14 protein-coding genes are annotated in these 15848 nt (G+C 64.6%); 10 read left to right on the top strand and 4 right to left on the bottom strand.

Translation table 11 applies throughout. From position 1 onward, the window contains the following. Positions 1 to 25: 25 nt before the first annotated feature. Positions 26 to 1291, bottom strand: coding sequence for a putative Na+/H+ antiporter (locus BXA07_RS11375; protein WP_076568055.1), 1266 nt, complete (start codon positions 1289 to 1291; stop codon positions 26 to 28). A 206-nt stretch (positions 1292 to 1497) separates the two neighbouring features. Between BXA07_RS11375 and imuA the strand changes: the two genes are divergently transcribed. The 5 genes from imuA to BXA07_RS11350 all read left to right on the top strand — a co-directional run bounded on the left by imuA (position 1498) and on the right by BXA07_RS11350 (position 7110). Next, a complete protein-coding gene (imuA, locus tag BXA07_RS11370; protein ID WP_070310954.1) occupies positions 1498 to 2208 on the top strand; it encodes a translesion DNA synthesis-associated protein ImuA in 711 nt (236 codons plus the stop codon). Continuing rightward, positions 2138 to 3625, top strand: a complete 1488-nt coding sequence (locus BXA07_RS11365) for a Y-family DNA polymerase (RefSeq protein ID WP_076568054.1) — start codon at positions 2138 to 2140, stop codon at positions 3623 to 3625. Before imuA ends, BXA07_RS11365 begins: the two co-directional genes overlap by 71 nt. Positions 3626 to 3843: 218 nt before the next feature. Then, entirely contained in the window at positions 3844 to 5484 is a 1641-nt protein-coding gene (locus BXA07_RS11360; protein ID WP_170909648.1) for a S41 family peptidase, read from the top strand. 92 nt (positions 5485 to 5576) lie between these two features. Further along, the gene (locus BXA07_RS11355) at positions 5577 to 6281 is read left to right on the top strand and encodes a glutathione S-transferase N-terminal domain-containing protein (protein ID WP_076568052.1); all 705 of its coding nucleotides are present in this window, start codon (positions 5577 to 5579) and stop codon (positions 6279 to 6281) included. 70 nt (positions 6282 to 6351) lie between these two features. After that, positions 6352 to 7110 carry an alpha/beta hydrolase family protein gene (locus BXA07_RS11350; RefSeq protein WP_076568051.1) on the top strand — a complete coding sequence of 253 codons (759 nt, stop codon included), beginning with the start codon at positions 6352 to 6354 and terminating at the stop codon, positions 7108 to 7110. Positions 7111 to 7192: 82 nt separating this feature from the next. Here the strand turns inward: BXA07_RS11350 and BXA07_RS11345 are convergent, their stop codons facing one another. Together BXA07_RS11345 and BXA07_RS11340 are read right to left on the bottom strand one after the other, a co-directional pair. Further along, entirely contained in the window at positions 7193 to 7543 is a 351-nt protein-coding gene (locus tag BXA07_RS11345; RefSeq protein ID WP_034783462.1) for a hypothetical protein, read from the bottom strand. Positions 7544 to 7614: 71 nt separating this feature from the next. Beyond that, positions 7615 to 9498: a M61 family metallopeptidase gene (locus tag BXA07_RS11340; RefSeq protein ID WP_076568050.1), complete on the bottom strand. Its 1884-nt coding sequence runs from the start codon at positions 9496 to 9498 to the stop codon at positions 7615 to 7617. A 199-nt stretch (positions 9499 to 9697) separates the two neighbouring features. Between BXA07_RS11340 and BXA07_RS11335 the strand changes: the two genes are divergently transcribed. The 5 genes from BXA07_RS11335 to coaD all read left to right on the top strand — a co-directional run bounded on the left by BXA07_RS11335 (position 9698) and on the right by coaD (position 15233). Next, a complete protein-coding gene (locus tag BXA07_RS11335; protein ID WP_076568049.1) occupies positions 9698 to 10171 on the top strand; it encodes an Hsp20 family protein in 474 nt (157 codons plus the stop codon). A 258-nt stretch (positions 10172 to 10429) separates the two neighbouring features. Further along, positions 10430 to 11944, top strand: a complete 1515-nt coding sequence (locus BXA07_RS11330; RefSeq protein ID WP_076568221.1) for a Do family serine endopeptidase — start codon at positions 10430 to 10432, stop codon at positions 11942 to 11944. A gap of 51 nt (positions 11945 to 11995) precedes the next feature. Further along, positions 11996 to 12655, top strand: a complete 660-nt coding sequence (locus BXA07_RS11325; RefSeq protein WP_076568048.1) for a response regulator — start codon at positions 11996 to 11998, stop codon at positions 12653 to 12655. Between the two features lie 2 nt (positions 12656 to 12657). Then, positions 12658 to 13992, top strand: a complete 1335-nt coding sequence (locus tag BXA07_RS11320) for an ATP-binding protein (RefSeq protein WP_076568047.1) — start codon at positions 12658 to 12660, stop codon at positions 13990 to 13992. A 95-nt stretch (positions 13993 to 14087) separates the two neighbouring features. Continuing rightward, positions 14088 to 15233, top strand: coding sequence for a pantetheine-phosphate adenylyltransferase (gene coaD, locus BXA07_RS11315; RefSeq protein ID WP_076568046.1), 1146 nt, complete (start codon positions 14088 to 14090; stop codon positions 15231 to 15233). A gap of 6 nt (positions 15234 to 15239) precedes the next feature. Here coaD and BXA07_RS11310 read toward each other — a convergent pair whose 3' ends face one another. Beyond that, entirely contained in the window at positions 15240 to 15836 is a 597-nt protein-coding gene (locus tag BXA07_RS11310) for a 2-hydroxychromene-2-carboxylate isomerase (protein WP_076568045.1), read from the bottom strand. Positions 15837 to 15848 lie beyond the last annotated feature (12 nt).

The raw sequence follows: 15848 nt of genomic DNA, 5'->3' as shown, positions 1-15848 counted from the left end.
GCCGGCAGCCGCCCCGTGATGCAGCTTACAAAGCCAGGAAGGCCAGGCCCGCCACGGCCGTCGGCAGCAGGGCGCCCGCCAGCAGGCCGACGGCGCCGATCGATTCATCCTTGAAGCCGCGGCGCAGCAGGGCCACGCCGGCCGGGTTCGGCGCATTGGCGATGACGGTCAGGCCGCCGCCGGCCACGGCGCCCGCCATCAGCATGTATTTCGCTTCGTCCGTCATGCCGACGATCAGCGAACCGAGGTAGGTGAGGGCCGCATTGTCCGTGATCGCCGTCAAGCCCAGGGCGCCGAAGAACAGGGCCAGCGGTTTCAGGCTGGAAACGATGGGCTGCAGCCACCATTGCTGCATGCCGCCTAATACCACCAGGCCGCCGAGGAAGAAGCCGACCAATAAACCTTCCTTGAGGATCAGCGGGCTTTGATAACGCTCATACGCTTGCACGAAGCCGAGGAAGAACAGGAACAGGCCGATGAACAGCACGGGATGATGCGCCAGGGTAACGACGCCGGCCAGCACGATCATGTGCACGAGGCTGACGGCCAGCGGCACTTTCGGCGCTTCCACTTCGCCCGCTTTCGGCTTGATGTCGGAGGTGTTGCTGTGCAGATATTTGCGCAGCAATATGCTCACGCCCGTGGCGTTGACCAGCACGGCGATGGCCGCCTTCCAGCCGAAATGGCTGGCCATGTAGGCGCTGTCCCAGTTCCATGTGGTGGCCACCATCAGCACGGGCGGCGCCGCATACGAGGTGAGGGTGCCGCCGATGGAAACGTTGACGAACAGTACGCCCAAGGCGCCGTATTTCAGCCATTCAGGGATGCCCGGACGAAAGATTTGCGGCGCCAGCATCAGCGCGGCCAGGGTCATGGCGGCCGGTTCCGTGATCAGGGAGCCCGTCAGGGGCACGAGCGCCAGGCCCAGCCAGACGAGGGCCAGTTCCGTGCGCAGCGGCATCACGCGCGCCACGCCTTTCAGCAGGCGCTGCACGGCGTCGAGCACGGGGCGCGAGGCGGCCACGACCATGACGACGAAGACGAACAGCGGTTCCGTGTAGTGGCGCGACTCGGCATATTCGATGGCCGCATCGCTGCCCGAGACAAAGGCCATGATGATGATCAGGATGAAGGCCCAGAAGCCGAACACGACTTCCACTTCGCCCAGCAAGTGCAGCAGGCCCGCGTGGCGGGGGTGGCGCCGCGATAATGTCTCAAACGACTTGGCGGCGAAGGTGTGGATGAGCGCAAGGCCGAAGACGATGGCGCTGATGAGTTGGATGGTGGTCAAATGCGTTTCCTTATGGACGGAGGAAGCCGCCCGGTGCATTCCCGAGCGGTAAGGAGAGTGCTTATGGTACAGCAATCGATGCCAGAAACGGGGTTTTTCGGACATGGCGAAGCGGCCCCGGGCACGCCATCTGGCAGATAAGTCTTGCCAAAAGCGGGGCTGGATAGTACTGTATATGCATACAGTATTCATCTTCATATTCAATTATGCAACATTCCGAATTGATGGCGTCACCGGAAGCCTTGCATCCGTCTTTATGGCGCGCATCGCAGCTGGGCCAGGGCGCCGCGCGCTGCCTGGACACGGGCTTTGCCGCCCTGTCGGCGCAGCTGCCCGGCGGTGGCTGGCCCAGCGGCAGCCTCATCGATCTGCTGGTGCAGCAGCCGGGCAGCGGCGAATTGCGGCTGCTGGCGCCCGCGCTGGCGCAGCTGCCGGGCTTGCCCATCGTGCTGCTGCAGCCGCCCCATCCGCCGCAGGCGCTGGCCCTGGCCGCGCAGGGCCTGGCGCCATCGCAATTGTTGTGGCTCAAGAGCGCCGGCAGCAAGGATGCCTTGTGGGCGGCAGAAAACATCTTGCGCAGCGGCACGTGCGGCGCCCTGCTGTTCTGGCAATCGCACGTACGCGCCGACAGCCTGCGCCGGCTGCATCTGGCGGCGCAGTCGGGCAACACCCTGTTCTGCATGCTGCGCCCCTTGCACGGCGCGCAGGATGCGTCGCCCGCGCCCTTGCGCCTGTCCGTGCGCCCGGCCGCCGGCGGCATCGAGATCGGCTTCATCAAGCGCCGGGGACCGCAGCGCGACGCGCCGTTGTTCCTGCCCCTGCAACCTCCTTCTTTATTGCTGCGCCATGCGACTCTGGATCGGCCTGTACCTGCCCCGGCTCCCGCTCGAAGTATTTTGCCCGCGCTGGTCGGCTGACAGCCTCGGCGTAGTACTGGAGCAGGAGCAAGTGATGGCCCTGTCGCCGCTGGCGTTGGCGGCCGGCATCCGGCCCGGCATGCGCCGCGCCGGTGCGCTGATGCTGGCGCCGCAGGCGCGTTTGCACGAACGCTCGCCCGAGCTGGAAGCGCAGGCCCTGCAGGCGGTGGCGCTGGCGCTGCTGCAATATTCGCCGCTGGTGGCGCAGGGCGAGGAAGCGACCCTGCTCGTCGACGCGGGCGCCAGCCTGCGCCTGTTCGGCGGCGTGCGCGCCCTGTGCCGGCACATCGCGGCCAGCTTGCGCGCGCTCGGCTACACGGCCCAGCTGTCGTGCGCCCCCACGGCGCGCGGCGCCTGGCTGCTGGCGCGCGCCGCCACGCGCCGGGGGCGCGTGCTGGGCATGGCCAGCCTGGTGCGCCGCCTCGACGGCCTGCCGTGCGCCCTGCTGCCGCCCGCGCGCCCCTGGCTGGACTGGCTGGACGGCATCGGCTGCCGCACCCTGGGGCAGCTGCGCCACTTGCCCCGGCCCGGCTTGCAGCGCCGCTGCGGCGCAGCCTTGCTGGCCATGTTCGACGACGCGCATGGCCACAGCACGGAACTGTACGCGTGGCTGGAAGCACCGCCCACGTTCCGCGCCAGCCTGGAACTGTTCGACCGCGTCGAGCACGCTGACGCGCTGCTGTTCGGCGCGCGCCGCTTGCTGCAGCAGATGACGGGCTGGCTGTGCGCGCGGCAATTCGCCGTCGAGCGCATCCAGTTGCTGCTGGCGCATGAGCGGGGCAGGGTGGCGCGCCCGCCCACCGTCATCGACCTGGCCTTGGGGGAAGCCGTCTGGCGCGACGAGCATCTGTTGCGTTTGCTCAAGGAGCGCCTGGCGCAGCTGGTGCTGGACGCGCCCGTGATCGGCTTGAGCCTGGAAGCGCTGCAGGTGCAGCCGATGGCGCCGCCCAGCGAGAGCCTGTTCCCCGAGCCGGGCGGCACGCCGCAGGAGCGCCAGCGCCTGCTGGAATTGCTGGTGGCGCGCCTGGGCATGGACAATGTCCTGCAGGCCGCGCCGCGCGCCGATTACCGCCCCGAAGCGGCCAACCGGTGGCTGCCGCTGCCGACCAAGCCGGCTGGAAAAAACGCGCTGCCCGACTTGCCGCCCGGCTTGCCCGGCATGCCCCGTCCCGGCTGGCTGCTGGCCCAGCCCATCGCCCTCCTGATGCGCGAGCACCGGCCCTTCTATGGCTCGCCCCTGAAAATGGTGTCCGTGGCCGAGCGCATCGAGGCGGGCTGGTGGGGCCAGTCGCAGGCGCGCGATTATTTTATTGCGGAAGGCCTCGACCACGCCCATTACTGGGTCTACCGCGAACGCATCGCCGGCAGCGGCGAAGACGCCGCGCCGCGCTGGTTTTTGCATGGTTTGTTTGGCTGAACGAGGGGGCATTCCTGCATGCCTGGCCTGCCTGTTTTGCTCTGGCTTTCCCGTGATAAATGGGGAGAATTGATACTGCCTGCCCCTGTAAAATACCTGGCCAGAAGGCGTGATGATATCTTTGGGGAAATATGAAACTGCTACGGCTGCTGGTATTGCTACTCTTGTCCTGTCAGACTCCGGCGCGTGCCGCTCATCAGCCGTCTCCGCATACGGCCATGGCAAGCTATGAGCAGGTGCAATCTTTGCGGGAAAGCGCTTTCAACATCATTGTCAACGCCAGGGATGACCCGGCAGCGCTGAAAAAATATGCGCGGGCGCTGGAAGCCATCCTCGTCTACCTGGACAGGCCGGAGGTGCGTGATCTGGCGGCCGGTAATACGTACCTGCAATTTTGCGGATTTAATCTGCGGCTGGACCTGGCCGAAACGTATGGCAAACTGAAGCAGCAAGACAAGGCGGCCAAAACTTTGCAGGAAATCAACGACATAAGCTGGACGCCGGTACTGCTGAACGTGATGAAAGACAGGCCCAGCCTGGCAAAGATGGCAGATGAGCCGCGCGTGCAAAAGATACTGTCCGTTGCCGCCATCCCTACCCAGCTATGGTCATCCGAGGCCACGTACCCTTATGCCGCCACCTTGAGCGTCGAAGAGCGGGTGGCGGGGCTTTCGCAATTCTGGCACCAGGTCAGGGACAGTTTCGTCTATTTCGACCACGTGCCGGAGCTCGACTGGAACAAGGTCTACCTGGAATATCTGGGCAAGGTGATCGCGGCCGCAACGACGGAAGAATATTACCGCGTGCTGTCGCAACTGGCGCCCTTGCTCAGGGACGGCCACACGAATATTTATGCGCCGCCAGAGCTCGGCAAGAAGTTGTATGCCAGGCCGCCGCTGCGCACCGTCATGCTGGATGGCAAAGTGCTCATAGCAGAAATTCATAGCCCTTCGCTGAAGGCCCGGCTTGCGCTTGGCGATGAAGTGCTGACCATCGACGGCATACCGGTTCAGGATTACGCGAAACAATACATACTGCCCTTGGTGAGTAGTTCGACGGAGCAAGATCGTCAACTGCGTACCTACGGCTATCAGCTCCTGGCGGGCGATGCGGACAGGCCAGTCACGCTGGGCTTGCGCAATATGGCCGGGCTGGAGCGTATTGAAGTCATCGCCAGGTCGGAGCATGCCGACATTGACAAGAAAGAAGTCTTTAATTTCAAGATGTTGCCAGGACGTATAGCCTATCTGTCTCTCGATCATTTTGAGAGCGATGAAGGCGTGAGGAAATTGAAAAAGGTTTTGCCTGACATCCTGCAGGCCAAGGCGCTGGTGCTCGATATCCGGAAAAATGGCGGAGGTTCGACGCAGTTCGGTGCAGATATTCTCAGTTATCTGACCCAGAAGCCGATACCGTTTTCGAAAAGCTATGTGCGAAGCGATAATGGGTTTACCCGCAACGACGGGGCGCATATTGTATGGAAAGCTATGGGCGGCAAGGGCAGTGAAGCGCACTATTCGCGCGAGCGCGTTTTTGACGGTCCGGTGGCGGTGCTGACAGGCGCCGCTACGTTTTCAGCGGCAGAGGATTTTCTTGTTTCCTTCGATACATTGCAGAGGGGAGTAAAGATAGGCGAGGCGACAGGCGGAAGCACGGGCCAGCCCATCCTTGTGTATTTACCCGGCGGCGGCTACGGACGGATTTGTGCCAAGCGCGATACCTATCCTGATGGGCGGGAATTCGTGGGTGTGGGCATTTTCCCCGATGTCGAGGTGCGTGCCACCAGGGAAAGCCTGGCCGCAGGCGAGGATGTCGTGCTGAGCAAGGCGGTGAGCCTGTTGGGCCAGCGCACGCAGTGACGCCGGCAGTGGCGATGGCCGCGCAACGCACATTGCCATGCTTGGCTATACTTGCTTTCTTGCGCCACGTCATACACTCAATAAGGATTTTCATGTCCCAACTTTCCGACTTCCCCATCACCCGCAAATGGCCGGCCCTGCACCCCGAGCGCCTGCAGCTGTACTCGCTGCCGACGCCGAACGGCATCAAGGTGTCCATCCTGCTGGAAGAGCTGGGTCTCCCATACGAGCCGCACCTGGTCAGCTTCGAGCAGAACGACCAGCTGTCGCCCGCCTTCCTGTCCCTCAATCCGAACAACAAGATTCCCGCCATCCTCGACCCGGATGGTCCGGCTGGCCAGCCGCTGGCCCTGTTCGAGTCGGGTGCCATCCTGCTGTACCTGGCGGAAAAGACGGGCAAGTTCCTGCCGCAGGACGCGGCCTTGCGCTATGAAACCATCCAGTGGCTGATGTTCCAGATGGGCGGCGTCGGCCCCATGTTCGGCCAGGTGGGTTTCTTCCACAAATTCGCCGGCAAGGAATACGAAGACAAGCGTCCGCTCGAACGCTACCTGGGCGAAGCGAGGCGTCTGCTGGGCGTGCTCGAGCAGCGCCTGCAGGGCCGCGACTGGATCATGGGCAGCCAGTACACGATTGCCGACATCGCCATCTTCCCGTGGGTGCGCTGCCTGGTGGGCTTCTATGGCGCCGGCGAGCTCGTCGGTTTTAACGATTTCCCGAACGTGCGGCGCGTTCTGGACGCCTTCCTGGCCAGGCCCGCCGTTGCCAGGGGCGTGGATATTCCCAAGCGTGCTTAAAACAGGCGGCGGCCGGGCGGCGCTACAATGCGCCATCGGCCGCCCTGTGCGGCAGCTTTGATCTGAGAAAATGAAATCCACCCGGCAAGATTTTCCCGGCGCCCACGGCCATGTGCTGGCGGCGCGGCTCGATGCGCCCGACGGCGCCATCCGCGCCTACGCGCTGTTCGCCCACTGTTTTACTTGCGGCAAGGACGTGCTGGCCGCGCGGCGCATCGCGCAAGGCTTGACGGAACACGGCATCGCCGTGCTGCGCTTCGACTTCACGGGACTGGGCGCCAGCGAAGGCGAGTTTGCCGCCACGAATTTCTCGTCGAATGTGGACGATTTGATCGCTGCCGCCGATTTCCTGCGGGCAAAACATGCTGCGCCGCAATTGCTGATCGGCCACAGCCTGGGTGGCGCCGCCGTGCTGGCCGCAGCCGCGCACGTGCCGGAAGCGACCGCCATTGCCACCCTGGCCGCACCGAGCACGCCCGCGTATGTCACGCGCATGTTCAGCGAGCACCTGGAACAAATCGCCGCCGAGGGCGAGGCGCTGGTGCAGCTGGAAGGGCGGCCCTTCCGCATTCGCCAGCAATTCGTCGACGACGCGGGCAGCCACAGTCTGAAAGAGCACATCGCCGGCCTGCGCCGCGCCCTGCTGGTGATGCACGCGCCGAACGACACGACGGTAAGCCTGTCGAACGCGATGGATATCTTTACGGCCGCCAAGCACCCGAAAAGCTTCGTCTCGCTCGACGATGCCGACCACTTATTGACGGGGCGCAATGATGCGGCCTATGTCGCCAATGTGATCGCCGCCTGGAGCGCGCGCTATATCAACTAAGCTGAACCAAATTGTCGCGCATGAAAAACGCCGTACCGGCGAGATGCGGGTACGGCGCAGATGGTGCTGATAGCTTGAAGGCTCAGTCTTCGTCGAATTCTGCCGAAAGATCCTTCCAGCCTTTGCTGACTGCAAAGGCGGAAAATTCCTCGGGCGCTTCCAGGACGATCAGTTTCTTGTCTTGCAAGCCCAGGTCGCCATGGCCGAAGTCGGGGCCCACGTAGCCGAGGCTGCGCAGGCGGGCCAGGATGTGGCCGACCAGGGTCTTGTCCTTGTACGCGCCCGCTTCGAGCGGGGCGGCGAAATCGACGTAGACGTCGATGATGCCGTAGCCTTCGTCAAAGATGCGGATGGCCTTGATGTCGTGGGCACGGCCGGAGCCGTCGGTGGCCTTGAAGGGGCCGCTGAGCTGGATGTCGGTGTCATTGTTCATGCCGCCAGCATACACCAAAAACCGGCCCCGCATGGGGGGCGCGGCGCAAAATCGCCATGCTTATCCCCGCCTCAGCGCGCCTGCAGGATGGCCGACAGGCGGTCGCGCGTGCCGGCGATGCGCTCGAGCTGCGGGTAGCGCAAGCCGCCGTGGTAGTCGAGCGCCACCGTCTGGAATTGCTTGCCCTTTCTGACTAGCAAGTTGATCGGTTGCGGGCTCGTCTTGGCCGCCTGGATGGCCGCCTTCAGCAGCTTGGGTGTGTAAGCCGTGCCATTGACGGCGAGCAAGGTCGTATTGCCCGACAAGCCCGCCTTGAAGGCGGGGCCGTCCCACAGCAGCTTGCCCAGCTTGCCATCCTTGTCGATCGTCAAGCCCAGCGAGTACGTCAGGTCCGTGCCCTTGCTGCGCTCTTCATTGGCTTTCATGAACGGCGTGGGCGCGTCGCGGTAGACGAGTTTCCAGCCGGCACGGGCCAGGCCGTCCAGCGGTGCGCCGGGGCCGTGGCCGTCGAGGCGCGTGCGCAAAAAGGTGGTCCAGTCGTGCGGCTGCACGGCGTTCAGGGCCGCCACCACGTCCTCGAAGGTGTAGGGCAGGGGCGTCGTGCTGCCGTCCTGCACGCCAAAGAAACTGCGCGCGAAGTCGTCCAGCGAGCGGCGCTCGCCCGACAGTTGCCGGATGGTGGTGTCGACGTCGAGCCAGACCAGCGCGCCTTCCATATAGTAATCCTCGTCGCGCTGCCAGCTGCTCCAGGCGATGGGGCGCCGGCCATTGATGATGGGGTCGTTCGTCGTGTCCTGCATGGTGCGCCAGCTGCGCCCCGGCATCACGTCGTAATGGGCGGCCGTCGCAGCGAACAGGTCGCGCATGTGGGCCGGGGCCACCAGGCCGGAGCGGGCCGCCAGCACATTGCCCCAGTATTGCGTCTGGCCTTCGTAGACCCACAGCAGGCTGTTCTGCAGCGGCGTGTTGAAGTCCGGCGTGTCCTGGCCGGCGGGGCGGCGGAACTTGCCGTTCCACGAGTGCACCAGCTCGTGCGGCAGCAGCACGCGGCCCGCCTCGTTCTTGTCCCACTCGCTGAAATAACCGGGCTTGACGCCGTTTTCGCTCGATTGCAGGTGTTCGCGGCCGATGCCGCCGAACTCGTCGCTCAGGGCCAGCAGGAAATCATAGTGGCGGTAATGGCGCGCGCCGAACAGTTTATAGGCTTGCTGCAGCATGGCGCGGTGTTGCTCGACTTGCTGCGGCGTCGCTTCCAGGCTGTCGGCGCTGTCGGCCATCACGTTCAGGTGCACGGGGACACTGGCGCCGGGATCGAGGTCGATGCGTTCGAAGTGGCGTCCGGCAAAGACGGGCGAGTCGACCAGGGTGTCGAGGTCCAGCGGCTCGAAATCGACTTGCTGGCCGGCCGGCGTGGCCGCCCGCGCGCGCACTTCCAGGGCGCTGGCAAATTCCCAGCCGGCGGGCAGGCTCAGGCTCGGCTGCACGAGGATGTCGCGCGCGGCGCGCCCGGCCGGATACAGTGTCATCGCATGCCATTGCACGCCCAGCATGGCGCCCGTCATGGTGATGCGGCCCTGGCTCGTGTCGACGGGCGAGAGGAACTGGTATTGCGCTTCCACGGCCGTGGCACCGGCCGGCACGTCGAGGTGGAAGGCGAACATGTTGACGGGATCGCGCCGCCACTCCAGGGGCTGGCCATTGGCGGACAGGCGCAGGCCGGCCAGCTGGTTCAGCGGGCCGCTGGGGCCGTGGTTGCCCGGTACCCATTGCGGATACAGCAGGGTCAGCTTGCCGGGCGCGGCGGGAATGCTTGCGCGGATGCTGAACAGTTGCTGCGCCACGTTGCTGGCATCGACATGCAGCACGATGGGGGGAGCCATGGGCGAGGCGGCCTGGGCCACTGCGGAAACGAGAAAGGAGAAGGACAAGGACAGGACGGCACGGGAACAAGGCATGGGACGGGGCGGCTTCGTGGAGGGCAAAGGCCGAGTCTAGCACTCTGTAAAAATTTCTTACAAATTTGGCTCCGTCTGGGGCGTGTTGCGCCAATTTCAAGGCCTTGAAGGCCGCTTGATCGTCCTTAGATTGGTAGCAAGCGGATGCTCACGGTGAGGTCCGCCCCTCTTATCGCTTTATTTGAAAAGGATATTTATCATGCGTACTTTTGACCTTGCTCCCCTGTACCGTTCCGCCATCGGCTTCGACCGCCTGGCACAGCTGCTCAACGAACAGCGCGCCGATGCGCAACCGAGCTATCCCCCATACAACATCGAACTGGTGTCGGAAGATAAATACCGGATCGTGATGGCATTGGCCGGCTTCTCGCGCGAAGAGATCGACATCATCACCGAACGCGACTCGCTGCACGTCACGGGCCGCAAGCAGAAAGATGGCGTCGAGCGCACGTTCTTGCACCGCGGCATCGCTGCCCGCGATTTCGAACAGCGTTTCCAGCTGGCCAACCACGTGAAGGTCACGGGCGCCACGTTTGAGAACGGCATGCTGACCATCGACCTCGTGCGGGAAGTGCCGGAAGCGCTGAAACCGCGCAAGATCGAGATCGGCACCGGCAGCGGGACCATTTCCGCCGCCACCGTCAGCACGCTGGAACAGCGCCAGGCGGCCTGATCTGATCGCGGCGCCCCCCGGGCGCCCGGACAGCCCCTTTGCATGCAGTAAAATACTGGCCGGTTGATCCGGCCAGTGTCACGTCCAGGCCCGGTATGCCCTTCCATAGCCCGCCATGCGATGCGCGTGCGGAACGCAAGATTAAGCGATGCTTAAAGGCGCAAATGCCTGTTTCCAAATGGAAAAATGTTAAGCACTGCCTAAGACTCGTGGCCCACTATTGCATACATCAAAATCTCATTGAATGAGGAGCAATTCATGGAAAAGCAAACGAAAACCGCATCCCTGAACATCAAACGCACCGTAGCCGCGCTGGCCGCGATCGGTGTGCTGGGCGCCGGCGGCGCCATGGTGGTGCATCAGAACAATGCCGGCGCGAATGCCGCCGCCGTTGCTTCGGCTCCCGTGGCCGCTGCCGTGGCGCCCGCCGCCGCTGGCGCGCCGCTGGTGGCCTTGCCCGACTTTAGCCAGATCGCCGCGCGCAACAGCCCGGCCGTCGTCAATATCAGCGTCACGGGCAGCACCAAGGTGGCCTACGACCCCTCGGCCCAGGCCGGCAACGACGATTTCGGCAACGACCCCTTCTTCGAATTCTTCCGCCGCTTCCAGGGCCCGCAGGGCGGACAGCGGGGCGGGCGCGACGTGCCCACGCACGGCCTCGGTTCCGGCTTCATCGTCAGCCCCGACGGCGTCATCATGACCAATGCCCACGTGGTGCGCGATGCGCGCGAAGTGACCGTCAAGCTCAATGACCGCCGCGAATTCCGCGCCAAGGTGCTCGGCACGGATCCGAAGACCGATATCGCCGTGCTGAAGATCGACGCCAACAACCTGCCCGTCGTGCCGCTCGGCCATTCGAGCGACCTGAAAGTGGGCGAGTGGGTGCTGGCCATCGGTTCGCCGTATGGCTTCGACAGCACGGTGACGGCGGGCGTCGTCAGCGCCAAGGGCCGTTCCCTGCCCGATGACAGCAACGTGCCCTTCATCCAGACGGACGTGGCGGTCAACCCCGGCAACTCGGGCGGCCCCCTGTTCAACACGCGTGGCGAAGTGGTCGGCATCAATTCGCAGATCTACAGCCAGACGGGCGGCTTCCAGGGCCTGTCGTTCGCCATCCCCATCGACCTGGCCGGCCGCATCAAGGACCAGATCGTTGCCACGGGCAAGGCCAGCCACGCCAAGCTGGGCGTGACGGTGCAGGAAGTCAACCAGGGCTTTGCCGACTCGTTCAAGCTGGCCACGCCGGAAGGCGCGCTGGTGGCCAATGTCGAGCGGGGCAGCCCGGCCGACAAGGCGGGCCTGAAATCGGGCGACGTGGTGCGCAAGGTGAATGGCCAGCGCATCATCGGCTCGGCCGACTTGCCGGCGCTGGTGGGCACGTCCTTGCCAGGCGACAAGATCAGCATGGATGTCTGGCGTGACGGCAAGATCGTCACCCTGACGGCCACGCTGGGCAATGCGGCCGACAAGGTGGCCGAAGTGGCGAAGAGCGACAGCGCCGCCGGCAAGGTAAAGCTGGGCCTGGCCCTGCGTCCGTTACAATCGGATGAAAAACGCGAGGCGGGCATCAGCGCCGGCCTGCTGGTGGAAGACGCGGGCGGTGCGGCGGCGAATGCCGGCGTGCAGCCGGGTGACGTGCTATTGTCGGTCAATGGCCGTCCCGTCAACACGGTCGAGCAGGTGCGCGACGTGGTCGAGAAATCCGCCAAGTCGGTGGCCTTGCTGATACAGCGCGGCCCGGACAAGATTTTTATTCCCGTGCGCCTCGGTTGATCTGGCACAGGATGCCAGGTCGGATAATCAGTAAATATGAAGGAGTAGGGCATGCGGCTGTTGCTGGTGGAAGACGATACGATGATCGGCGAGGTGGTGCTCGACCTGCTGCGCGCCGAGCATTACGCGGTGGACTGGGTCAAGGATGGCGACATGGCCGACACGGCCCTGCAGACGCAGACCTATGACCTGGTGCTGCTGGACCTGGGCTTGCCGCGCAAGGATGGCCTCGACGTGCTGCGCTCGATGCGCTTGCGCAAGCTCGATACGCCCGTGCTGGTCGCCACGGCGCGCGACGCCGTCGAGCAGCGCATCGCGGGCCTGGACGCGGGCGCCGACGATTACGTATTAAAACCGTATGACCTCGACGAACTGCTGGCGCGCATCCGCGCCCTGCTGCGGCGCGCCTCGGGCCGGCCGGAGCCGGTCTTCGAGCACCAGGGCGTCTCCATCAACCCGCTGACGCGCGAAGTGATCGCCGATGGCCATCCCGTCAACCTGTCGGCGCGGGAATGGGCCGTGCTCGAAGCACTGATCGCGCGTCCCGGCATCGTGCTGTCGCGCGCGCAGCTGGAAGAAAAGCTGTACAGCTGGAAGGATGAAGTCAACAGCAACGCCGTCGAAGTGTATATCCACGGCTTGCGCAAGAAGCTCGGCAGCGACTTGATCCAGAACGTGCGCGGCCTCGGCTACATGGTGCCCAAGGCATGAGGATGAAGGTCACGGTGACGCACTCGCTGCGCGGCCGCCTGCTGTGGTTTCTGCTGGCGGCCATCATCATGGCGGCCCTGGCGCAAGCGTCGATCGCCTACCGCAGCGCCCTGTACGACGCCGACCAGATCTTCGACTATCACATGCAGCAGATGGCCCTGTCGCTGCGCTCGGGCGCGCCGCTGGCCAACCACGCGCAAGCCTTGCCGGCCGACCCCGTCAACAATGACATGGTGGTGCAGGTGTGGACCCCGGACGGCGTGCAGGTGTTCCGTTCGATCACGCGCGCGGAATTGCCGCAGCGCGCCGTGCTGGGCTTTTCCAACGTGAAGGCCAACGGCACCACCTACCGCATCTTTTCCGTGCAAACCAGTTCCCAGACCGTGCAGATCGCCCAGGACATGGCCGTCAGGAAGCGCATGGCCGGCAGCCTGGCGCTGCGCACGGTCGGTCCCATCGCCCTGATGGCGCCTATCCTGATGCTCGTCGTCTGGTGGGTCGTCAGCGGTTCGCTGGCGCCCGTCTCGCGCGTGCGCAAGCAGGTGGCGGCGCGCCAGGCGGACGATTTGTCGCCCGTCTCGGAAGCGGGCTTGCCCGACGAAGTGCGGCCCCTCGTGCATGAACTCAATTTGCTGTTCGGCCGCGTCAAGACGGCGTTCGACGCGCAGCAGCATTTCGTCGCCGACGCCGCGCATGAACTGCGCACGCCGCTGGCGGCCCTGAAACTGCAGGTCTTGAGCCTGGAGCGGGCCGAATCGCAGGAAAAGCGCAGCCTGGCGATCAGCCGCGTCAGCGCCGGCATCGAGCGGGCCACGCGCCTGGTCGAGCAGCTGCTGGTGCTGGCCCGCCAGGAGGCCAGCGCCGCCAGCGGCGACCAGCTGCAGGCGGTGGACTTGAACGACGTCGTCAAGCGCGCGCTGGGCGACATGGCCGGCATTGCGCAGGCGCGCAAGATCGACCTGGGCCTGCACCACATGGATGCGGCCAGCGTCGCCGGCCAGGCCGACGCGCTCAACATCATGCTGCGCAACCTGGTCGACAACGCCATCAAGTACACGCCGCAGGGCGGCACGGTCGACATCGACCTGCGCGCCAGCCCCGTCGGCGTGACCTTATCGGTGGAAGACAGCGGCCCCGGCATCCCGCCCGAGGAGCGCGAGCGCGTCTTCAGCCGCTTCTACCGCGTGCCCGGCACGGACGCCAACGGCAGCGGCCTGGGGCTGGCCATCATCAAGGCCATCGCCGAACGCCATGGCGCGCGCCTGGTGCTCGATAAATCAGAACGCCTGGGCGGCCTGTGCGTGCGCGTGGAATTCCCGCAAGCCGTGAAGAAATAGCGTTTTGATCATGATCTTTGGCATGTTGCATTGACGCGCGCGCCGTGGCCCTATATTGTCTGCGAAACAAGCAGAACCAGACCACGGAGCGCAGCATGCAGAGAATCGGATTTTCAGGAACCCTCGACCCCATCACCAACGGCCACATGTGGGTGATCGGCGAGGCGCGTTCGCTTGCCGACGAGGTGATCGTGTTCCTGTCGCAAAACCCCGCCAAGAAACCGCAGTTCCCCGCCGAAGACCGCAAGCGCATCATCGAACAGAGCGCGCGCGAGTGCGGCTGGGACAATGTGCAGGTGGTCATCGTCAAGGGCGACTACACGGCGCGCGCGGCGAAAAAACACGGCTGCGACTACCTGATACGCGGCATCCGCACGACGGCCGATTTCGACTATGAAAACCTGATCCAGCAAACGAATGTGGACGTGTTGCAGGGTGCCAAGACCATCTTCGTCATGCCGCCGCGCGACCTCGGCTCCGTCAGCTCCAGCTTCGTCAAGGCGCTGGAAGGCCCGGTCGGCTGGAACTGGACCATGAAGAAATTCGTCCCCGGCCCCGCCTACCACGCGTGGATACTCGACTGCCTGCGCAAGGAGTGGGAAGCGCTGTGGAACTATGCCGCCGCCTCGCAGGCCGGCATCGCGCTGGCGGATCACTGGTTCGCGCACCTGACGGGGCCGCAGGCCTACGGCGGCGCGGACCGCCACTATCACAACCTCGACCACCTGGTGCACGGCCTGTCCGAGATCCGCGTGTGGGCCGACAACACGTATGCCTCGAAACGCGACAGCGCGCTGGTGAAGAAGGCGTTCTGGTTCCACGACGCCGTCTACAGCCACGACGAAGAAGCCCTGTATTCGAGCGAAGAGGCGAGCGCCCAGCTGTGGCTGGCCAGCGGCCTCGATGCGGACGATAACATTGATGTGGCGCAATTGATCCGCGTCACGGACCACTTCCAGGGACCCGGCATCAGCCATGCGCTGAAAGACGCCATGCTCAGCGCCGACCTGGCCATCCTGGGGCAGGACGATGAGGTGTACCAGGCCTACACGCAAGCGATCGGCCGCGAATATGCGCACGTGGACCCCGCGCGCTTCAAGCAGCAGCGGGGCCTGGCCCTGCAGCACCTGTGCGCCAAGGCGCAGGCGGGCCAGCTGTTCGGCGACGCGTATTTCGCCGACCAGTACAACGAGCGGGCCATCGAGAACATGCAGAAGGAGATGGCGGCGCTGGCGGGCTGATGACTGTCAGGGGCGGGCGGCGGCATGCGCCAGCGCATCGTCGAGCCGGTCGTTGCCCCAGAATAGTTCACCGTCACTGATGAAGCTGGGGGCGCCGAACAGCTTGAGCGCTTGTGCCTGCTCAGTCTGGCGACGCAGGCGCAGCTTGTTGTCCTGTGTCAAAGCCAGCGCCAGGATGGCGCGTGCATCGAGGCCCAGTTCCTCCAAGGCCTCGCTGACGGCCGCGATGTTGTCGATATCGCGGTCCGCGGCAAAATTCATCGTCATCATGCGGCGCGCAAAGGGCGCAATCCATCCCTGGTCCGCGCCGATCAGCGCCACGCGCATGGGCAGCAGGGCCGTGCGGGGGAATGCGCCCGGTTGCCGCCATGGCAAGCCATACTTTTCGCACTGGCGCGCCATGTCGCGCCATGTGTAGTCGCCCTTGAGTTTTTGCAGGACGAAGGGCGACGTCTCCCAGCCCAGCGCCTTGAAGACGACGCCCAGCAAGAAGGGTTTCCAGATCACATGGACCTGCTTTTCGCGCGCCAGCGCTTCGATGCGCATGGCGCTCAAGTAGCTGTAGTTGCTGCCGAAATCCAACCAGAATTCCAGTGCCGCCATGGTATCGCTCCC

The sequence above is a fragment of the Janthinobacterium sp. TND4EL3 genome, from assembly GCF_900156175.1.
Classification (GTDB): domain Bacteria; phylum Pseudomonadota; class Gammaproteobacteria; order Burkholderiales; family Burkholderiaceae_D; genus Janthinobacterium.
This window is presented reverse-complemented; position numbering and strand designations above follow the sequence as displayed.